Source organism: Roseibacillus persicicus (assembly GCF_014651675.1).
GTDB lineage: Bacteria > Verrucomicrobiota > Verrucomicrobiia > Verrucomicrobiales > Akkermansiaceae > Roseibacillus > Roseibacillus persicicus.
On record NZ_BMXI01000009.1, the window covers coordinates 162,627 to 182,413 of the forward strand.

General features: G+C 53.7%; 17 protein-coding genes. 15 read left to right on the plus strand and 2 right to left on the minus strand.

The features are described from left to right. Nucleotides 1-303 precede the first annotated feature (303 nt). The 11 genes from IE099_RS11785 (at nucleotide 304) to IE099_RS11835 (ending at nucleotide 11,694) form a co-directional block, all read left to right on the plus strand. Nucleotides 304-1,239 (plus strand): hypothetical protein, encoded by a 936-nt coding sequence (locus IE099_RS11785; RefSeq protein ID WP_189570137.1) that lies wholly within the window; start codon nucleotides 304-306, stop codon nucleotides 1,237-1,239. A gap of 41 nt (nucleotides 1,240-1,280) precedes the next feature. Beyond that, complete coding sequence (locus IE099_RS11790; protein ID WP_189570138.1) at nucleotides 1,281-1,901, plus strand: PEP-CTERM sorting domain-containing protein; 621 nt, start codon at nucleotides 1,281-1,283, stop codon at nucleotides 1,899-1,901. Nucleotides 1,902-2,071: 170 nt separating this feature from the next. Next, nucleotides 2,072-3,619, plus strand: coding sequence for a c-type cytochrome (locus IE099_RS11795; RefSeq protein ID WP_189570139.1), 1,548 nt, complete (start codon nucleotides 2,072-2,074; stop codon nucleotides 3,617-3,619). 27 nt (nucleotides 3,620-3,646) lie between these two features. Then, nucleotides 3,647-5,092 (plus strand): DUF7133 domain-containing protein, encoded by a 1,446-nt coding sequence (locus IE099_RS11800; protein ID WP_189570140.1) that lies wholly within the window; start codon nucleotides 3,647-3,649, stop codon nucleotides 5,090-5,092. Nucleotides 5,093-5,172: 80 nt separating this feature from the next. Then, nucleotides 5,173-6,096: a tetratricopeptide repeat protein gene (locus IE099_RS11805; RefSeq protein WP_189570141.1), complete on the plus strand. Its 924-nt coding sequence runs from the start codon at nucleotides 5,173-5,175 to the stop codon at nucleotides 6,094-6,096. 3 nt (nucleotides 6,097-6,099) lie between these two features. After that, nucleotides 6,100-6,615 (plus strand): LPS assembly lipoprotein LptE, encoded by a 516-nt coding sequence (locus IE099_RS11810; protein ID WP_189570142.1) that lies wholly within the window; start codon nucleotides 6,100-6,102, stop codon nucleotides 6,613-6,615. 8 nt (nucleotides 6,616-6,623) lie between these two features. Next, nucleotides 6,624-7,292: a 16S rRNA (cytidine(1402)-2'-O)-methyltransferase gene (rsmI, locus tag IE099_RS11815; RefSeq protein ID WP_189570143.1), complete on the plus strand. Its 669-nt coding sequence runs from the start codon at nucleotides 6,624-6,626 to the stop codon at nucleotides 7,290-7,292. Between the two features lie 9 nt (nucleotides 7,293-7,301). Next, a complete protein-coding gene (locus IE099_RS11820) occupies nucleotides 7,302-8,099 on the plus strand; it encodes a TatD family hydrolase (protein WP_189570144.1) in 798 nt (265 codons plus the stop codon). 88 nt (nucleotides 8,100-8,187) lie between these two features. After that, the gene (gene eboE / locus IE099_RS11825) at nucleotides 8,188-9,351 is read left to right on the plus strand and encodes a metabolite traffic protein EboE (protein WP_189570145.1); all 1,164 of its coding nucleotides are present in this window, start codon (nucleotides 8,188-8,190) and stop codon (nucleotides 9,349-9,351) included. After that, a complete protein-coding gene (locus IE099_RS11830; protein ID WP_189570146.1) occupies nucleotides 9,348-10,367 on the plus strand; it encodes a UbiA family prenyltransferase in 1,020 nt (339 codons plus the stop codon). The genes eboE and IE099_RS11830 overlap by 4 nt, the downstream gene beginning before the upstream one ends. 55 nt (nucleotides 10,368-10,422) lie before the next feature. After that, entirely contained in the window at nucleotides 10,423-11,694 is a 1,272-nt protein-coding gene (locus IE099_RS11835; protein ID WP_189570147.1) for a cysteine peptidase family C39 domain-containing protein, read from the plus strand. 7 nt (nucleotides 11,695-11,701) lie between these two features. Here IE099_RS11835 and IE099_RS11840 read toward each other — a convergent pair whose 3' ends face one another. Then, a complete protein-coding gene (locus IE099_RS11840) occupies nucleotides 11,702-12,634 on the minus strand; it encodes a DUF1570 domain-containing protein (RefSeq protein ID WP_189570148.1) in 933 nt (310 codons plus the stop codon). Between the two features lie 172 nt (nucleotides 12,635-12,806). On the opposite strand from IE099_RS11840, the gene IE099_RS11845 reads away from it, so the two are divergent. The 4 genes from IE099_RS11845 (at nucleotide 12,807) to IE099_RS11860 (ending at nucleotide 16,807) form a co-directional block, all read left to right on the plus strand. Then, complete coding sequence (locus tag IE099_RS11845) at nucleotides 12,807-13,109, plus strand: hypothetical protein (protein WP_189570149.1); 303 nt, start codon at nucleotides 12,807-12,809, stop codon at nucleotides 13,107-13,109. Nucleotides 13,110-13,417: 308 nt separating this feature from the next. Then, nucleotides 13,418-13,717, plus strand: coding sequence for a 30S ribosomal protein S15 (gene rpsO, locus IE099_RS11850; protein WP_189570150.1), 300 nt, complete (start codon nucleotides 13,418-13,420; stop codon nucleotides 13,715-13,717). Nucleotides 13,718-13,844: 127 nt separating this feature from the next. Next, nucleotides 13,845-16,037, plus strand: coding sequence for a polyribonucleotide nucleotidyltransferase (locus tag IE099_RS11855; RefSeq protein WP_189570151.1), 2,193 nt, complete (start codon nucleotides 13,845-13,847; stop codon nucleotides 16,035-16,037). Between the two features lie 194 nt (nucleotides 16,038-16,231). After that, nucleotides 16,232-16,807 (plus strand): class I SAM-dependent methyltransferase, encoded by a 576-nt coding sequence (locus IE099_RS11860; RefSeq protein ID WP_189570152.1) that lies wholly within the window; start codon nucleotides 16,232-16,234, stop codon nucleotides 16,805-16,807. Nucleotides 16,808-16,824: 17 nt separating this feature from the next. Here IE099_RS11860 and IE099_RS11865 read toward each other — a convergent pair whose 3' ends face one another. Then, nucleotides 16,825-19,680, minus strand: a complete 2,856-nt coding sequence (locus IE099_RS11865; protein WP_189570153.1) for a M16 family metallopeptidase — start codon at nucleotides 19,678-19,680, stop codon at nucleotides 16,825-16,827. Nucleotides 19,681-19,787: the final 107 nt, after the last annotated feature.

Sequence of the window (19,787 nt, forward strand, 5' to 3'; positions counted from 1 at the left end):
TTGCCACGTTCTATAATAGGAAACGGTTCGGGAATAACACGACAAGAGGAACTCGTGGAAGCCGCTTTTTTAGGAAAAAGTAGGGACCGTGGGGCTTTGGAAGCGGGGAGCAATGAACTCGCTGCAGAGTGCCTAACTCCCGTTATTTAAGGCAAATTAAAGAAAAAGTTTTTCAGTTCTTATCCAAAAAAAAATTGACTCGTTGGCATCACGGTAGCTACAGTGCCCGTGGATTGCCTGCGGAATACAAATAAGACCACCCAAGTCCAGAATGATTCTGGCAAAAAATTACGAATAAAAATCATGAAAATGACTACACTGAAATCAGTGGCCATCGCAGTGGGCCTTTGCTCCTCTGCCTTCGGTCAGGCAACAAGCCCCGTTGTGGGTTATACTACCGAAAATCTTCAGACTGGATTTAACCTGTTTGGTGTTACTCTCCATAGTAAGCCTGTGGCTAGTGGTACTTTCGAGTCGGATTTGACCGACGATGATGCGGATTTCGCCGCTGTGTTGGTTGATGCGGAAGCGACCTACTTGCTAGAGGTTGAGTCTGGTGCTCAAGCTGGTGCTGTTGCTGAAATTTCCGGTAATACTGCCACTTCGTTGACTGCGGGAGGGTTGGTTACTGGCGCAGCCGAATATTCCATCAGGGAGGCTCTTACCCTCGAGGATGTTTTTGGTACGAGCCTGACTGGTAGTTTCAACGCTACTGCTGCTGATATTGTCTGGATTCCTGATGGGCTGGGCGGATTCAATCAGTATTTCTATTCTACTACCGGAAGTCAGTTTCGTCCTACCAATGCTCCATTCGCGGTAGCAGAACCTGTGCCTGTTTTTTACCCAGACGGGATGTTTGTTGAGGTGAAGTCGGGAAGTCCTTCAGTGACTGTTTCGGGTGATCTCAAGGAGGGTGCTACTGCGGTATCGAACATGCAGGGCTTCAATGTTGCTGCGAATCCAGGGCCTGTTGGAGTTACGCTTGGTACAATCGGTTTGGAGGCGACTCTCACTGGTAGCTTTAATGCTACTGCTGCTGATATTGTCTGGCTGCCGGATGGCGCGGGTGGGTTTAATCAATACTTCTTTAACTCAACTGCTAGCGTTTGGCGTCCGACTTCTTCTCCTTTTTCCGGCGACTCTTCAGAGGTAGTTGTGCCAAGTGCATTCTTTATTGAGCGCAAGACTCCTGGCACTACGGTTGTTGCAAATACTCCAAGCTACTATGCTGGGCTTTAGTTGCCTGGGGATTATTTAAATTATTCTAACACACAAAATATATGAAAATTAGTCTATTAGCGTTTGCAATCTTCGGAAGCTCTGTTCTTTCCGGTTTTGCTGCCTCCATTACATTTGATAACATCTCGTTCGGAGGTGGAAATAGCGTGTTGCTGTTTGATAATTCCGGAGCTCCTTTGGCTTCCGGCGCGATTAGCCTTTATTCTGGAGTCGCCCCGACTTCCTTTGACGAGGCTTTGACGCTTTCCGCAACAGCCCCTCTTGATCGTCTTGTTTTGGATGGCTCGACAGCTCTTCCAGGTGGTCTTATTTCGGGTTCTTTCGATACTCCCAACGCGGGCGAGTTAACTGGCGTTAACCTCTTTGTATTGATTTCCGATGAAAGCGGCACTCAGTTTGGTGCATATGACCTAGTAGGGACGTTCACGAAGGCTGATACCCCTCCTCCAGCAAGTGCTTTTACCGAAACTTTTAATAATTCGAGTTTAGTCACTTTGGCTGCACCAGAGTCTGGCAATGTTCAAGGCGATTTTTCCGCGATTGCGGGACCTGGCGCAACTGATGGTGCGTATGGACTACGACTGGCTGCTATCCCTGAGCCATCTTCGGCTCTTCTTGCGGGTCTTGCGCTCGTTGGTGGACTTGTTCGCCGTCGTCGCTAGTCTTCTAGCAATCAACTGATTTCAGTGCCGCCTGCTTCTTCGGAAGCAGGCGGTTTTTTTGTGATTATCTCTTGGGGGGGGAGAATCGAAATTTATTGGAAACCGTGACGAATTTTGTTAAGTTTCGTCCGCTAGTTTTCTGAGGAATACTGCGTAATCTCTGACAACAAATGGCAATTAGGAAAATTTTACTCTTCAGTTTGATCGGGTCATTCAGCCCATTGACCTTCGGAATGGAGGGAAAGGCTGAATATGAGATGTTTTGTGGTGCTTGTCACAATCCAGACGGCAAAGGCGCTGGCGAAGGAGCGTTTCCTCCTCTTGCGGGCAGTGAGTGGGTCAAGGGGGATCCAGAAAGAATGATTCAAGTTGTTCTTCATGGCCTGGAGGGCCCCGTGAGCGTTTCTGGGAAATCCTATAATCTCGCAATGCCGCCTCAGGGAGGGGTGCTAAGTAACGAACAAATCGCTGCAATCGTCACTTATGTTCGTGGTTCTTGGGGAAACAAGGAAAAGGGAGTGGACGCTCAGTTCGTAAAAAAGGCTAGAGAGCGCACCGCGAGTCAGCAGAAAATGTGGAAGGCCAACCAGCTGCTCGATAAGTGGCCGCTACCTTCGCAAAAGGGGCCGGTGGAGCATCTGATAGCGACCGTTTATAAGGGGGAATTTAAATCGATGCCCGACTTCTCAAAGTTGGAGCCATCAGCTGTTGAAGAAGAGGCCGAGGGGTATTTTGACCTCAGTAATTTGGGGGAAAAGGATCATTTTGCCGTCGTTTGGGAAGGAGAATTCAATGTCGAAAACGGCGGCGACTACACCTTTCAGTTAGACTCTGATGATGGAGCTCGTCTCTTCGTAAACGGCGAGAAGGTCACTGAGGTGAAGGGCATTGGTGCGATGGGTCGCACACGGGAGGGCCGCGTGCTTTTGGAGCCGGGAGTTTCCAAGATTCGACTGGAATATTTCGAGTACAAGGGGGAAGAGGGGATTGCTCTAGGGATGCGAAAGGGCAAGCAATGGGTCTATTTTACGAAAGATAAAACCAAGAAATCGTCCGCACCGCCTTCCATCCCACTTGTAGTGAAGGATGAAGCGCGAATTTATCGCAACTTTATCAAAGGAACGACAGCCCGAGCGATCGGGGTGGGTTATCCGGGGGGAGTGAACTTGGCGTTCAGTGCTGATGAGCTCGGACTGGGGCTTGCTTGGACCGGGGACTTTATCGACGCTGGTCTGCATTGGACCGGTCGCGGGCAGGGCTTTCAATCACCGGGTGGGCGGCGTGTTCTCGGCTTCGGGGTTGGTCCGGCTTTCGCTCTCTCGGCCGGAGAGCTATCTCAATGGCCGAAGGCTTGGCAGAACGAGCTGAAGCCACGCTTTCGCGGGTATGTGCTAGACGACAAGCGGCAGCCCGAGTTTCGCTATGAGGTTGCGGGGATTCAGTTCTTCGATAAACCCGAGGCGGTTCAAGGGCGTGAATTGGTGCGCAACATCAAGCTGCTTGCTGGTGACAGTCCGCCTCAAGACATCAGAATGAGGTTGAGTGCTGGAGGAGCCAAATCTCTGGGCTCCCACTCGTTTGAACTCGGAAACGGGGTGCGATTGGAAGTCGCCAAATGTGATTCAGTGCAGACGAAGGTAACAAACGATGGGGTGATCCTGGAGTTGAAGCTAAAGCCCGGTGAAAATCGGATTGGATTGCGTTACGTTTGGAAATAGTGGGAAAAAATTGAAATTTTGAAGAGGATGAAAAGAGGATTGTTAGGAGCCTTCGCGGTCATGAGCGGTGGATTTGTATCGGCCGAAGAGTATTATCAGACTGAGGTCATTCCGACTCCGGAGGGCGAATTTCTTGAGTTGGGCTCGATAGCTTTGTTACCCGAACGGCGTGTTGCAGTGTCCAGTCGCCGGGGAGATATTTGGATTTGTGAAGGGGCTTATGAGGAGGACCTTTCAAAAGTCAAATGGACCAAATTTGCTGAAGGTCTTCACGAACCTTTTGGGATGTTTTGGCGTGATGGCTGGCTGTGGCTCACGCAGCGACCAGAGGTCACCAAGATCCGCGATTTGGATGGAGACTGGCGGGCTGACGAGTTTGTTACAGTGGCCGCTCCCTGGGGAATTAATGGCAACTACCACGAATACGCCTTTGGAACTGATCCTGACAAGTACGGCAATGTTTGGGTGGCCCTGTGTCTAACGGGATCCGGCGCTGCAGCTGATGATTCACCTTTCCGCGGTTGGGGATTTCGTATTACTCCCGACGGGGAAGCGATTCCAACGGTCAACGGCATTCGTTCGCCAGGAGGAATCGGGTTCAATGCGGCTGGAGATACCTTCTACTGCGACAATCAGGGCCTGTGGAATGGGAGTTCCTCGTTGAAGCATATGAAGATTGGCGGCTTCATGGGCAATCCAGTCGGAAACAAATACGCCTCCCTCCAGAATGTGCTCAAGGACCCGGGAACCCCGGAAAGTGGGTCAAGAATTGAATCTGAGAGAAAGAAAATCAAAGAGCTCGTCCCGCCAGCTGTCGTTTTTCCTCATGGTTTAATCGGGCAGTCGCCTACCGGGGTGATTCCCGAGCAAACGGGTGGTCAGTTTGGACCTTTTAGCGGCCAGACGCTAGTCGGCGAACAAACTCATTCTCAGGTTCAGAGAGTCTTCTTGGAGAAAGTGAATGGAGTTTATCAGGGGGCGGTTTGGCATTTTCTGGAAGGCTACCGCTCTGGGATCGTTCCACTCCGTTTGAGTGAGGATGGAACTCTCTTTGTTGGTGGGACCAACCGGGGCTGGGCCGCACGAGGAGGGAAACCTTTCACCTTCGAGCGGACCCGTTGGAAGGGCAAGGTCCCTTTCGAGATGAAAGAGATGAAGCTCACGAAAGACGGTTGGGAGCTGACTTTTACTAAACCTGTAGATGCTGCCACGGCGGGGAATCCATCTTCCTATCAAATGGCCGCATGGACATATATTTACCAAAAATCCTACGGAAGCCCTCAAGTGGATCAAGCCGAGCCCAAGGTGGTGAAGGCGGAGGTCGCCGCGGACAAACTTTCCGTGAAGCTCACCGTAGAAGGGCGAGTGAAAGGTCACGTCCACGAGTTGGACGCATCCGGCATCAAAGGCGCCGAAGGTTCTGCTCTCTGGCACCCCAAGTGTTACTACACCATCAATGAGTGGATCCCGTAAGTCGGGATGGAGGATTGGCAGGTGGGAGACTGCCTGTTTTCCCGCTTGGAAGGAGGCCGGATAGCCGCCATGTTTAGGCCATGAAGAAATGCTTGATGCTCTTGAGCCTGGGTGTGCTGACAAGTTGCAGTTCGTTCAAGGGGGATGCACCGCCTCTGCAGGGAACGGTCAGAGGGGATAATCCTCAGGCTGCCACGTTGTTCGATTCCGGACGAGGGTGGGAAGCTGCAGGGGAGTCCAAAAAAGCGTTGAAGAACTATCGTGCTCTTTTGCGCGATTATCCTGCGGACAAGCGGGCTGCGGAGTCTCGTTTTCGCGAAGCAGCTATTTTGACGGCGATGGGAAATGAAACAGACGCTTTCGATTCCTATCAATTGTTCATCGAACGCCATCCCGGCGATCCGCTCTACGCTCAAGCGGTTGCGCAGCAGGAAGCGGTCGCGCATGCGGCGGCGAAAGGGGACATTCGCACGAGTTTCTTGGGGCTTAAGTCTAGGTTGGAGCGAAAAACCATCGTTGAGATGTTGGAAAAGGTTCGGGACAACGCGCCTCGCGCCAATTCAGCACCTCGAGCCCAGTATATGATTGGACAGGTCAATGAGTCTCGCAAAAATCCGGTGGCTGCAATTGCGGCCTACGAGAAACTTGTGGATGATTACCCCAACTCGAGCGTCGCACCGGACGCTCAGTTCCGCATAGGAGAAATTCTCTTGAAGCAGGCTCGCGAGGGCAATCAGGATCAGGCCAACTTGGAGCGAGCCAAGAATGCATACCGCGATTTGCTTTTGGCTTATCCCAATTCACCTTCGACTGCTCAGGCCAAGCAGCGCATTGCGACCATCGGCTCTCGGGATCTGCAGGCTTCATACAATGTGGCTGAATTCTATCGCAAAAAAGGCGAACTGGATTCTGCCTCCTACTATTACCAGGAGGTTGTCGATGGAGCGGCTCCCAGTGACTTGCGCAACCGTGCGGCAGCCCGCTTGGCTGAGCTCAAACGTTAGGGGATGAGAGTCGTCCTTTCATTTATTCTGTTGGCTGGGACTCTCCTGTTGAGTTCGTGCACAGGCTATCAGCTCGGGGGAACGAAGCCGGATGCCATGGCGCATGTGGAAAGAATTCACGTTCCTTTGGCGAAAAATTTAACTCAAATTCCCCGCGCGGGTGCATTTGTCACCAATGGGGTGGTCGATGCTTTAGTGCGGGATGGATCCTATCGCCTTGGCACAGCCGACAATGCGGATGCGACTTTGGAAGTTGAATTCTATCAAGTCGACTTCGATGCCATCCGGACCTATGAGGCCAATCGCCTTCGTCCTGAAGAGCTATCGATGAAGGTGAGTTTGAAGTGGAAGGTTATCGACTCAGCCAATCCGCTCAAAGTGCTGGATTCCGGAGTTTCGTCAGGCCGAACCAGCTTTTTCGTCGACCCTAATCTGCAAACAGCCCAACAGTCTGCGATTAATGACGCCATCCAACGGGCTTCCATCTCATTGGTCGCACGCTTGGCCGACGGATTCTAACAACTGCTATGCTGACCGTCGTTCCCACCCCTATCGGCAATCTTGGCGATATCACTCTGCGCGCTCTTGAGGTTTTAAAATCTGTTGATTGGATTGCCTGCGAAGACACCCGTCATACCAAGCGCTTGTTAGATCACTACGAGATCAACGCCCGCTTGATGGCCCTGCATGACCATAATGAGGAAAAGCAAATCCCCGAGGTCTTGAGCAAGCTTCGCAATGGCGAGACCATGGCTTTGGTATCGGACGCGGGGATGCCGCTGGTCTCGGACCCGGGCTTTCGCGTGATGCGTGCGGTGAAGGAAGCCGATTTGCCGGTGACTGTTCTGCCGGGGGCATCGGCTCCCATCACGGCTTTGGTTGCGTCCGGCTTACCTCCTTATCCGCACCGATTCGGTGGCTTTCTTCCTGTGAAGAAGGGCAAACGTGGGAAAGAGCTTTCCGCCGCATTGGCAAAAGACGAAACCGCGATCTATTTCGAATCTCCCCACCGGGTGATGTCTACCCTCGAGATTCTGTCGGAGTTGGCACCCGATCAGCATGTGGTGGTTGCGCGTGAATTGACCAAAAAGTTCGAGACCATTCACGCCGGTCCGGCGAAAGAAATGTTCGAGCACTTTCGTGATCATCAGGCCAAGGGGGAGATCGTCCTCTTGTTTCATCCCGATTCTGCATAATATTACCTCATGAACTACATTGAACCTCATGCCCATATGGTCAGCCGCACGACAGCGGATTACCAAGCGATCGTCCAAGCCGGATGTGTCGCCCTCTGCGAGCCCGCCTTTTGGGCAGGATACGACAGGGCCTCGGTTGATGGCTTTCATGATTATTATCGGCAACTGACGGAATATGAACCCGCGCGGGCGGCCAAATTTGGTCTGCCCCACTACACTTGGCTTTGCATCAATCCCAAGGAGGCGGAGGATGCTGGTTTTGCCCGCGAGGTGATGGCGATCATCCCGGAATTCTTGGACAAGCCCAATGTGCTCGGGATAGGCGAGATTGGACTCAATAAGAACACTCGCAACGAGTTGGCGATCTTCGAAGAGCATGTCGAAATCGCGAAGAAGTATGACCTGCCGATTTTGATTCATACCCCTCATTTGGAGGACAAGTTGAAGGGCACGAAGATGATTCTCGACGCCTTGAAAAATGCGCAGGTCGATCCCAATCGGGTGATCGTCGACCACGTCGAGGAGCACACTGCAGGACTGGTCTTGGATGCGGGCTTTTGGGCGGGAATGACTCTCTACCCAGAGTCCAAGTGCACCGCTGCCCGTGCCATCGACATTTTGGAGACGTTCGGATTGGAAAAAATCTGGATGAACTCGGCCTGTGACTGGGGGATTTCAGATCCTCTGGCGGTGATCAAATGCGCCGTCGAGATGCGCAAGCGGCAACATGCCCAGGCCATTATTGACAAGGTGATCTATGAGAATCCCCACAAGTTTCTCAGTCAAAGCCCCAACTTCAAGCTCTAGCCCGAAGGAGGCAAACAAAGAGAACTCTCTCTCCATTGTTCCTCGGATTCCCGCTTGCCCAGCGGGACCTCCGCTTTAGTCTTTGGCCGTGCGCTTCGACCAACATCACCTCGCCTATTGCACCAATATTCACCCTGCTGAAAGCTGGGCTGACACTTTTCATGTCCTTGAAAGCGACGTATTGGCCGTTCGCGATCAGCTGCAGGAGAAAGGGGTGATCGAGGGGCCTTTTTCCATCGGATTGCGTTTGTCTGCTCGAGCGGCCAAAGAGCTGTTAGAGGGGGGAGGATTGGCGGATTTTGCGAGTTGGCTGGGGAAGACTCAGACCTATGTCTTCACCATCAACGGTTTTCCCTATGGGGACTTCCATGGCACCCGGGTGAAGGAGAAAGTCTATCAGCCGGACTGGACGACGGTCGAGCGCCTGAACTATACCAAACAACTTTTCGATATCATCGCCGTGTTAGCTCCTGAGGATTGCGGGGGCTCGGTCTCCACCTTGCCGGGCTCGTTCAAGGAGTTTGGCGCTGACGAGGGGGTGATCTTCCGACACTTGGAGGAGTGTGCTGTCTATATCGATGCTCTTGCTCAAAAGAGCGGAAAAGACCTTCATCTGGGATTGGAGCCGGAGCCTCTCGGTCACTTTGAGAACACTGCGGAGACTCTCGCTTTCTTCGAACGATTTCTAGCCACCGTCAATGATGTCGATCTTGTGAAGCGAAGGATTGGTCTGAATTACGATTGCTGTCACTTCGCGCTGGAGTTCGACCAATGCCGCCCTTCGTTGGAGGCCTTCGACAAGGCGGGGATTCGTATTTCCAAAGTCCACCTTTCCTCAGCTCTCACATTTGATCCGAACGATGCTGACTCTTTGGAATCTTTGAAGCGTTTCGACGAGCCGACTTATCTCCACCAGGTGATTGTCAGTGGCAAGGATGGGCTCAAGCGTGTGCGCGACCTTCCGGAGTTTTACCAGAATCTGGAATCCGGCGAGTGGACCCTGGATGGGCAAGATCAAGCGCGATGTCATTTCCATGTTCCGCTCTATTCGGAGGCGGCGGCCCCGTTGGGAACGACCCAATCCCATGCCGTCGATATGCTCGCTTACCGTCGGGAGCATCCCGATTTTTGCAATCACTTCGAGATTGAAACCTACACTTGGGGAGTTCTGCCAGATGGGCTGCAAAGCGATCTGACGAGCCAGATTGTGCGGGAGTTTCAGTGGGTGCTCAACACCGTGAGCTCGCAATGAGAAAGCAAACCATCATCGACCTTCTCGCGGCAGGTCGGGTCGCGAACCTTCCCTCTGTCGTTAGCAACGTATTGTTAGGCTGTGGACTGGGGATGTTTTTGCGGAACTTCGGACAAGATCCGGTTTTCCTTTTTCCCTGCTTGGCTGGGTGTTTTCTTTATGTAGGAGGATGCTTCTATAACGATTGGGCGGATCGCAAGTGGGATGCGGAGAATCGACCCGAGCGCGCCATCCCATCCCAGCGGTTGAAACCGCTGGCGATGTTGTTGGCATCTCTGGCTTTGATGTGCCTTGGGGTAGTTTGCGCCTTTGTAATTGGAACTGGGGCTCTCTTCATAGCGGGGTGGATCGTTGCATCCATCCTCGTCTACACTTGGATTCACAAGAAAACGGCCTGGGGAGTTCTCCCGATGGGACTTTGTCGAGCCTTGCTTTACCCTCTGGGTTTTGTGGCTCAAAAGTGGGACCCCAACTCGTGGTCGAATCACTTTCAGATACTAGGACTGAGAGAAGGGACCGAAGACAAGGCGGAGTTGGCCCCGAAAGGAATGTCCTACGATTCCGAGGTTTGGTTTCAGACTCAGACCGTTTCGATCTTCGCGGTCGGACTGCTTTTGTATGTGGCCGGACTTTCGCTTTTTGCGCGAGCGGAGTCCAAGCCCGTGGTGCCACAACTGAATCGCGTGTTGGGAATCTTGTTTATGTCTCTGGTGGTGATCGGACACTCGCACTTTCTGGTCTTTGAATTTCCGGCTTGGAGCGCTCTTTCGTTGGTCCCGTTCTTGGTTCTTCTCATTACGGGAATTCTGGCCATGAAGAAATCGGTGGGAAAGGGAGTTTCGCTTCTTCTCGCCAACATTTGTCTTGTTGATTTCATCTTCGCGCTGCCGCTGGCGATTGGCTTTACACAATGGGATTTTGCACTGACCACCTCGCAAGCTTTGGTCTTTCCGCTGGTCTCTTTTGGCGGGTTTCTTCTGGCACTTCTGCTGCAGAAGATTGCTCCCGCTACCTAGGTGAGCGCTTTTTGCTGAAATATTTTGGAGAGGGGCTATCGTGTTGCGATAGGCCATGAAGATTTCTTTGCTGCTCCTTACCGTTCTTCTCTTTTCCCCGTCGCTTCAGGCGATTCCCAATTCGGTCTTTGGCGGAATCGCGAATGTGGAGAGTCCGTTCAATGGGCGAGATTTGACCGATTCTTTGATTGCGGCAGCCGCCGGTGGGGTGGGGGAGTTGCCCGGGGAATGGCAGGACGAGGCCTCGGTTCCGGGGACGCGTTCGGCCTATCTGTTGGCGCGGCCGAAGGTCTTTGGTCAAGAGGCTTTGCTCGTGAGAGGTCTCTGGCGGAAAGAGAAGCTGGAGGAAATTCAGATCACCTTTAATGATGCGGGATCCTATTTTGGCTACTTCAGCGAGGAAGCTCCTGAGAACTTGAGTGCTCGAGCTAAAGTGGATTTTTTCCGCGAGAAAATGGCTCTCCGCCAACAAGAATTCGCGGAACTTCATGAGAAGAGCTACGAGTCGATTCGAGAGCAGTTGGAGCAGCGGGGGACGGGACGAACTCGCGAGATACGCTTTGGGAAGAGTCGGTCGATTCGTGCCGAGGTGGAGCAGTTCGAGTGGGATGGGGTGACTGCACGACTCTTTCATGGCAAGGACCGGTTGGTGCGAGTGTCTCTGTCGTCGAGTGAATCATTGCCCGAGACCTGGATGGACCGCGAGGTGGCCGAGCTCGATAGCCGGGCCTACTCCAACTGGTTAAAGGACCGAGTGGAGAAAAAGCAAAACGGTGATCTGCTTCTCTCGGAACTCGCGGTGGTTCCCCAAGGATATCGACCTTATTGTGGTCTCAATACCCTCGTGATGTCAGGGCGTTACCTGGGACTTCATCTGGACGAGGACTGGTTGGCTTGTGCTGGTCAGTTCCAGAACACCGGCTCGGCGGCGGGCTCCCAGATGCTTTCACTCTATAATTCTGTGGCCAGCGAAGCGGGGCTGAAAATGAAGCGCTTGAATCGCTTCGATACTGCCATGGTCAAGCGCAGCTTGCGCGAGGGCCTGCCGGTAATCGTTTGGCGTCGTTGGGATCGGGAGCGTGACCAATTGCACTCTTCCATCACTCGGCAGGTCGCGTCGGGGGCAGAGGCCGACTGGGGACCCATTGAACCTTCCGCTTTGCCTACCGAAAAGGCACCCCTCCATGCTTCTGTGATTGTCGGCTTCAATGACGAACGGGAGGAATTTCTCTTTTTGGAAAGTTGGGCTGGGCTTGAAACGCCCCGACGAATGCTGGTTCGCGAACTAGATTCCACTGCCTACCTGACTTTTTGTTTTCAGAAATAAGGTTGGCTTATTCTTTCCTGAAACGAATCGAGAGTCCCTTTGGTTTCCAAAACTTGGCCAACCGCTCTTCCAAATCATTGGCGATGATGGGAGGGGGATTCGTTTGGATCCTTGGATTGGTTAGTTTTTCAGTGAGGTAGTTGGAGAGTTCGTTTCTCCGTTCCGGGCCTCCTTCAAGATGGTAGTGGATCAGGAGAAGCGCCGTTGCATACGGGCGGTATCGCTCGTTTGCATCCATTGTATTGTTGGACCGAATCCATTCCCGTGAAGTCAGGGAGGTGAGAGCCTGCAGAGATGGGAGTTCGAGGATGGGGAATCGTTCGACAGGATAGAATTTGCGAATGTGCTGTGGGATTCGTCTCGTGCTCTCTGAAAAGTTGAAAGCCCCCTTGCCGAGATGACTACAGGAAAAATATTCGGCGAGTCCCTCGGAAAGCCAAGGGGGAAGGTTGTGGTAGCGGTGCATTGCGAGATGGCAGAGCTCGTGCACCAATAGGTCTCCGTCAGGTCCGATGCGTAGTCTTGTGGCCCGGGCCTGTGGCGGGTTAAGGAGCAAGTCGCCACGGATCAAGACCGTGGCTTGCCTTCCGTGATAGAAACCTGCCGCTCCAATTGGCCCTCCACGAGCAACAAAACTGGTCTCGTCTTTGCAGATTCTAATCTCTGCTTTACCTCCCTTTGGCGGGGCCCAGAGGGGAAGGGGCAGTTGACGAAAAAGGAGAGGAACGCTTTCAGCAACGCGAGCGAGATCGTTGAGATGGGGGCGAGAGACCTCTCCCTCCCAGCTCATCAGGTAGTGGGCTGTTTCCCAAGCTTGCACACCTTCCTTGTCAGGCAACTGCTTCAAGGCGGGTTGAGGCGCTTGCAATCGGATCGGCCACTTTTCCTGAGCTGTTAGAGTCACGGCGGTGAGAAAAAAGAAGGCAAGGATTGCTGGCACGTAGCCAATTTACATCAAGAAGTCTCCATTGAAAATTCGCCATTTTCTCCTCTTCTCCCAGAGGGAACACACGAAAAAAAAGATGAAAATAATCTGAATAAAAGAATCCCGAAATTTCTGCGACTCCCCATTCAAACGGTTGTTTGATCCTCTGCAACCAAAGCAAATAAAGATGAACAAATACCAAACTATAATCGCTATCGCAGTCTCCGGAATCTTGAGTGCAAGTGCACAAGCCCGGCATGACGACAAGGACGTTCGCCGCCACGACAACCGTTCAACGAACAAGGTAGTGGTGCAAAAAACAATCCATCACGGAAGCCATGGATACCGGGTGCAAAACAGCAAGAAGGTGGTCAAGTTGCCTCGCAACCACCGCCGGGTATCCCATCGTGGAAAAACCTACTATGTTGTGGGAGGGGTCTGTTATCAGGCTGTCCGATCCGGCTTCATCGTGGTGAAGAAGCCATGGTAGATTGGGATTTCCAGCTAGCTGGAGAACTTCTTTCCGTATCCCACCCGGTTCCGCGTTGCGAAGCCGGGTTTTTCTTCGTTGGTGGTTGAAGGAGAGTTTTTCGCTCTCGTTGAGGTAGGTTTAACTGTCTAATCCTCAGTTTTTAAGGGGTGTTTTGGCGAAGCGTCCGAGGGGAGGAGCTTTGATTTTGAAAAACTCCTGTTCCTTGCAGTTTCGGATTGCATCGGGGTGCATTCTACGCTTTCTTCCGTCCTCCCCGCACAAAGGGCAGGCTGGCAATTCCGCTGGCTTGAAGCGTACGACTCAAGATGAGCGAAGTAAAAGATAACAAAGCAGCTGCGAAAGCAAAGATCCTGGCGGAAGCCGTGGATACCTCTTCCTACAAGCAACACGAGAACGATACTGGTAGCGCCGACTTCCAGATTGCAGTTCTTACTGGCCGCATTCGCGAGCTGACCGAGCACCTCAAGTCCCATCAAAAGGACCACTCGTCCCGCCGTGGCCTTCTCAAGATGGTGGCCAAGCGCCGGAAGCTGCTCGACTACCTCCGGGCGAAGTCCGAGGACCGCTATCAAGCCTGCCTCAAAGGCTTGTCACTGCGCCGCTAACCCCTTTCAGAACGGCTCCGATTCAATCAATCGGGGCCGTTTCTTTTGGCACCAAATTCATGGGCGAGCCGTTGGGCTCGCCTGTTTGATTTCGGCGGCCTTCTGAATGACGAACGAAAACAAGAAGATGAACATAGAAAAAATTGAAATTCCGGTGGGTGAGAATCCCATGATTATCGAAACCGGAAAACTGGCCAAGTTGGCCGATGGCGCGGTTACCGTGCAATGTGGCGAGACCGTAATCCTGGTCACCGCTGTATCCCAAACCAAAGTGCGTGCCGGGCAGACCTGGTTCCCACTTTCCGTTGAATATAAGGAAAAGGCCTCCGCTGCGGGCGTCTTTCCTGGTGGCTACTTCAAGCGTGAAGGCCGCCCTACTGAGAAGGAGATTCTCACTTGCCGCATGACTGACCGTCCGCTGCGCCCCCTTTTCCCAAAGGGTTATCTCTACGACACCCAGATTGTCGCCCTTCTGCTCTCCGCCGACGGCATCAATGACGCCGACGTTTTGAGCATGAACGGTGCCTCTGCCGCTCTCAGCCTTTCCGACATTCCTTTCGCTGGCCCTATCGGTGCCGTGCGCGTGGGCCGTGTGAATGGTGAGTTCGTCATCAACCCGACTCACGAGACTCGCGAAGAAAGCGACCTCGACCTGGTCTACGTTGGTAACAAGACCGACGTCATCATGATCGAAGGGGCTGCCAACGAAATTCCTGAAGAGGACTTCAAAGCCGCTCTTCGTTTTGCCCAAGAAGCAGTCACCAAGATTGTGGCTGCTATCGAAGAGCTCACCGCCAAGGCTGGTAAGGCCAAGCGCGAATACGAAGTCTGCGTTGCAAAAGAAGACCTCCTCGAGATTGGCTACCGCGTTGCCGGTGACCGTATCGAAGACGCCATCTACGCCGCCTCCAAGGTTGAGCGCGGTAAGAAAGTAGGAGCCCTTCGCGACGAAGTGGAAGCTGCCATCAAGGCCGAGCATCCCGAAGTGACCGAGTTCGAAATCGAGCAGGTCTTCGAATACATTCAGAAGAAAGCGTTCCGAATTTCCATCATGGAAAAAGGTCTTCGCGCCGACGGCCGCAAGCCGGAAGACCTTCGTCCTCTCTTCGGTGAGGTCGGCAGCCTTCCTCAGGTTCACGGTTCTGCCATCTTTGCCCGTGGTGAGACCATGGCAATGGGCATCGCGACCCTGGCTCCTGGTGACGAGCGCCAGTATCTCGACAACTACGCCGGTGGCGAAAGCGAGAAGCGCTTCATCCTGCACTACAACTTCCCTCCTTTCTCCGTGGGCGAAACTGGCCGCATGGGTGGTCTCAACCGTCGCGAGATTGGTCACGGCGCGCTCGCCGAGCGTTCCATCGTTCCCGTCCTTCCCGACGAGGACGACTTCCCATACGCCATGCGTGTGAGTTCCGAGGTCATGGAGTCCAATGGCTCGACCTCGATGGCAACCGTTTGTGCGGGCGTCATGAGCCTTCTCGACGCGGGTGTTCCTCTCAAGCGTCCCGTAGCAGGCATTTCTGTCGGCCTCGTGACCGAGACCACCGAAGACGGAGCAATCCAGCAGTACAAGACCCTCCTCGACATCATCGGCAGCGAGGACTTCTACGGCGATATGGACTTCAAACTTTGTGGTTCCGAAGCCGGCGTTACTGGTTACCAGCTCGACCTCAAGCTTCCCGGTCTGCCTCTAAGCATCTTGGAAGAAGCCATCGACCAAGCAATTGGTGGACGTGGACTTGTTCTGGCGAAAATGGCGGAAAGCATCAGCGCTCCTGGTGAGCTTGCTGAGAACGCGCCTCGCATCGAGTCCATCAAGATCGACCCCGATCGGATTGGCGAACTCATTGGACCTGGCGGAAAGAACATCAAGGGCATTCAGGCCGAGTCTGGCGCCGACCTCAGCATCGAGGACGACGGCACCGTCCGCATCTACGCGAGCAAGGGCGAAAGCCTCCAGCGCGCGAAGGAAATGGTCGAGCGCATGTTCAAGGAAATCGAAGTGGGCGAGATTTATACCGGCCGCATCGTTTCCACCAAGGACTTCGGAGCGTTCATGGAAGTGTTGCCCGGCAAGGACGGTCTTATTCATATCTCCGAGCTTGCTGAGAAGCGTGTCGACAAGACCGAGGACGTTTGCAAGGTGGGCGACATCGTCACAGCCAAGTGTATCGGCATCGACGACAAGCGTCGCGTGAAGATGTCCATCAAGGCTGCTCTTCGTGACGGGAAGGGAAGCGCTCCCACCAAGGAGCAGTCCCAGCCTTCCAAGCCAGCTGGAGATATCCCCGCTGATGAAGAGACTTTCACCCTAGGTTAATTCTCTCTGTTCAATCGAATTTTCAAAAGCGGCTTCTCGAAAGAGGAGCCGCTTTTTTTCGGGCCTCGTGAGAGCTCCTGTGCCGAAAAGTTTTCTGACGGGGTCGACTCGCTGGACCTCTCGACTCCTGCACCGCTGGAAATGTCCTTGCTCTTTCTTGTTCCCATTCGGTGCGGAGATACCCTCCGCAATTCATGCCCGCAGAATATCACCAAACCCAAGTCGGCTCGGATCGCTTTTGGCTCATGAACCTCGATCACCCGGCTGTTGAACAGAAAGTGATGGCTGAGATGGAGGCAGGGGTGGAGGTCTACTATGACCGTCGTTGGGGAGCCACCGCTGTGCTCACAGACTGGCTGGCGCAAAACCTTTCGCTCGTCACCGACCAGAACATTCTCATCCTTGGTGCCGGAGTTGGAGCCGAAACTCTTCTGTTAGGTAATTATGGAAAGCATGTCTGGCTCAATGACCTTGCTCCTACCGCACTGGAGCTTTGTGCGGAACAGATGACCCGCAACAAGCTGTCAAATTTCACCCTATTGGAAGGGCGATACGAACAACTCAATCTACCCAAGGTCGACCTCGTGGTTGGGAGTTTTCTCATTTACAACGATGAGACTCATGCCGCGATGGAGAACTTTCTCCGCAAGCACGAAGGCCGGGTCATTTTGGTCAACGAACGCCTCGCCCCATTTCCCAAATTTCTTAAGAACCACGACCACGAAATTGTCTTTGAAGACGAATCCGGTGCGGTCGGGGTTCTTTGTTAGAAGTTGTCCAGCAGCGTTTACTCGGGCTTGAGTTCGATCTGAATGGCGCGGTCTTTGGTTAGAAACTTGTCTGCCAGGGCATTGATCTCTTCCAAAGTGATGTCGCCATAGTCCTTGTTGCGACCACGGGCCCAATCAATACGCTTGGGCTCCGCCTGCGAGCGGGACAGGACCGTGCCGAGCCAGTAGCCATTGTCGCGCTCGACTTCCTCCAGTTGGGAGAGCACGGGATTGAGTGCGCGCTCCAGTTCGTCCTCGGTTGCTCCTTTTTCTGCGAGTTCCGCACCGAGGTCCAAAGTGATGGTATTGATTGTTTTGAGATCCTCGGGCTTGGCGATCGAGTATCCGAGGAGGAAGCCGAAGTCGGGCATGCTGTCGGAAGGCTGCGACTGGGAACTTGGCGAATAGGTGGCTCCCAATTCTTCCCGAATCTTTTCCCGCATCCGGTTTCCCAGGATGTCGGCTAGAATGTTGAGGCGTCGGGCAGTGGAAATATCGTCGCCGACTCCTTGGGTCTTCCAGAGTAACATAGCGGCCGCTTTGGGGATTTGGGACTCGTAGGTGAAAGCCTTTTCCTGAGGGGTGTTGGGGAAGGCGATATTCATCTCCGTCGAATAGTCTTTGGCCTGCTCCGCACGCTTGGGGAGAGCTCCAAAGGTCTTGAGAAGAGACTCACGCAAGGACGCAGGGTCAAAGTCTCCCACGATGCTCAGCTCGAGGTAGTCTTCCTTGAGTTGCGTCGTGATCCATGACTTCACGTCTTCTTCCGTGTAGGAGAGGGCTTTCTCGAGGGGCGGGATAACGTAGCGTGGATCGTCCCCATGCAGCCATTGGCTCATCTTGGCCTGCGCGCCGCCCATATCATGGCGCAGTTGGTCATACATGTCGGGAAGGGCCTTACGGAACTGTCGGAGGGCTTCCTCGCGGTAGCCGAGGTCGGTGAGGTAGGCGCACATCAGCTGCAGCTGCAACTCGAGGTCTTCGGGGGTCGCGCGTCCGGACAGCGCAAAGGCCGTCTCGTCGATTCCGAATCCGGCCCCTACATTGCGCCCGGCCAGGATGCGCTGAAGGTCATCCTCCGAGTGCTCGCCGAGGCCACCGGCATTGAGAAGGGCTCCAGCAAGCTGGTCGAGACCAGGCTTGTCCTTGGGCATGGTTGCCTTGCCCCCTCCGAAGCGGGCGACGAGGCTGATGGAGTTCTTTTGAAACTCGGTGCGCTTGAAGTTGACGCGCACCATGTTGGAAAGAACCAGTTGGGTCACGTCGAGATCCTCGATGCGGCTTTCGGAGACCACTGTGCCGGGTTCTCCAAAGTTGGTGTAGGCAAAGGCGACCATTTCTTCCTCTGCTTTGGGCTCAACTTTCTCGTTCTGGCTTTGCTCATAGAGCCCGAGAAGCTTTGCCTTCGTTTCGTCGGATTCTTTGGCAGTGGTCAGGATTAGGGTGAGGTCCGGAGTGTCCCAGAATTGCTTGAAAGCTTCGTGACAAGCCTCGGGGGTCAAGGTCAGGAGGCCGGACTTGGCAATGCGGAGATCGACTTCGGGGGAGGAAAGGGACTTGAGGTCGTTGATGGATGAAATCACTTCCATGGCCAGCGCGGACGATTGCTTGGTTGCCTCGCGTTCCACTGCCTGCTCGTAGGCGTTCAGGAGGTTGGCCTTCACTTCCTCGAATTCAGATTTGGTGAAGCCGTGCTCAAGGGCGCGCCGGAATTCCTGCTCCAGAATGGAGACCGCATCCTCCCAACGGTTCTCGGCGGCGGTCACGTCGATGGACCCAAAGTCGAGGGTCTGGAACCAGATGCCGCGCGAGGCACTGCCGTTTTGGATAGGAGAGTTTTCTTCTTTGGCCAAAATGGAAAAGCGGCGGGAAAGCATCGCGTGGGCAATGGCCAAGGGCTGCTTCTCCAGACGAACCGCGATGGAGTCCGACTTGGGTTCAGCAGCTTCAATCTTGAGAAGTGACAAGTCATCGCTAGGGACCTCGGGGTCAGAAAAGACCACGGCGCGGAATCCGGTGCCGCTGGGAATCTCGCCAAGGTCGGGTTCTGGAGCAGGCTTTTCTGGGTTTTTCAATCCCGCGAAGGTCTCTTTAATACGCTTCTCCATCTCCGTGATTTCGATATCACCGACGACCACAAAGGTCATTTTACTAGGAACGTAGTAGTCGTCATAGAAGGCGACAAAGCGTTCGCGGACTGCGTTCTTAATGACCTCCTCGATCCCGATCGGGAAGCGGTTCGTGATGAGAGAATTTGGCATCAGAAACTCGAACTGCTGTTCCATCAGGCGAGTCTGAATCGAGTCGCGGGAATTCTTTTCCGACAAAATCACGCCGCGCTCTTTGTCGATTTCCTCGCTCTTGAGAAGAGCCCCGTCAGCGAAATCCTGCATTACGGTAAAGGCCAGTTTGAGAGTGGGCTCCGCAAGGTTGGGGAGGTCGAGCATGTAGACCGTTTCATCGAAAGAGGTGTAAGCATTCGCGTGGGCCCCAAAGGCGATTCCGAGTCGCTCCATCTGGGGGATGAGCTGCTTGGGGTCCGGGAAATTGCGTGAACCATTGAAGACCATGTGCTCCAGAAAGTGGGCCACACCGCGCTGGTCATCGGCCTCATAGAGTGAGCCTGCGTCGATGTGCATCCGGAGGGAGACGCGCTTGGGAGGTTCCGCGTTTTTGACGATCACATAGCGCATGCCGTTCTCTAGGGCGCCAAAGGTGAAGCGGTCGCTGGCAGGAATGTCTCCGGTTTCGTGAGGCCATGCGGCGCGGGGGGCGGTGGCGAACTCTTTCTTCTCATCTGCCGGCAAAGAGCTGGAAAAAGAGAGAATCGTGGTCAAACAGAGGGCCGAGAAGCTCGGCAGAATCGATTTCATGGTAGATTTCTAGCCCCAAGCGACACCGAGCGCACGAATCATTTTTTTGATTCGAAAAATCCCGTGCTGTTCCGCTCCAGCAGGATTGAGACCGGAAACTCACAGAA

Bases quoted from the DNA above. Each gene is read 5' to 3' on its own strand.
- rsmI (WP_189570143.1), top strand. From the start codon at position 6,624: ATGCTGACCGTCGTTCCCACCCCTATCGGCAATCTTGGCGATATCACT.
- IE099_RS11790 (WP_189570138.1), top strand. From the start codon at position 1,281: ATGAAAATTAGTCTATTAGCGTTTGCAATCTTCGGAAGCTCTGTTCTT.
- IE099_RS11800 (WP_189570140.1), top strand. From the start codon at position 3,647: ATGAAAAGAGGATTGTTAGGAGCCTTCGCGGTCATGAGCGGTGGATTT.
- IE099_RS11830 (WP_189570146.1), top strand. From the start codon at position 9,348: ATGAGAAAGCAAACCATCATCGACCTTCTCGCGGCAGGTCGGGTCGCG.
- IE099_RS11865 (WP_189570153.1), bottom strand. From the start codon at position 19,680: ATGAAATCGATTCTGCCGAGCTTCTCGGCCCTCTGTTTGACCACGATT.
- IE099_RS11820 (WP_189570144.1), top strand. From the start codon at position 7,302: ATGAACTACATTGAACCTCATGCCCATATGGTCAGCCGCACGACAGCG.
- IE099_RS11835 (WP_189570147.1), top strand. From the start codon at position 10,423: ATGAAGATTTCTTTGCTGCTCCTTACCGTTCTTCTCTTTTCCCCGTCG.
- IE099_RS11805 (WP_189570141.1), top strand. From the start codon at position 5,173: ATGAAGAAATGCTTGATGCTCTTGAGCCTGGGTGTGCTGACAAGTTGC.
- IE099_RS11845 (WP_189570149.1), top strand. From the start codon at position 12,807: ATGAACAAATACCAAACTATAATCGCTATCGCAGTCTCCGGAATCTTG.
- IE099_RS11855 (WP_189570151.1), top strand. From the start codon at position 13,845: ATGAACATAGAAAAAATTGAAATTCCGGTGGGTGAGAATCCCATGATT.
- IE099_RS11785 (WP_189570137.1), top strand. From the start codon at position 304: ATGAAAATGACTACACTGAAATCAGTGGCCATCGCAGTGGGCCTTTGC.
- IE099_RS11795 (WP_189570139.1), top strand. From the start codon at position 2,072: ATGGCAATTAGGAAAATTTTACTCTTCAGTTTGATCGGGTCATTCAGC.
- IE099_RS11860 (WP_189570152.1), top strand. From the start codon at position 16,232: ATGCCCGCAGAATATCACCAAACCCAAGTCGGCTCGGATCGCTTTTGG.
- IE099_RS11810 (WP_189570142.1), top strand. From the start codon at position 6,100: ATGAGAGTCGTCCTTTCATTTATTCTGTTGGCTGGGACTCTCCTGTTG.
- rpsO (WP_189570150.1), top strand. From the start codon at position 13,418: ATGAGCGAAGTAAAAGATAACAAAGCAGCTGCGAAAGCAAAGATCCTG.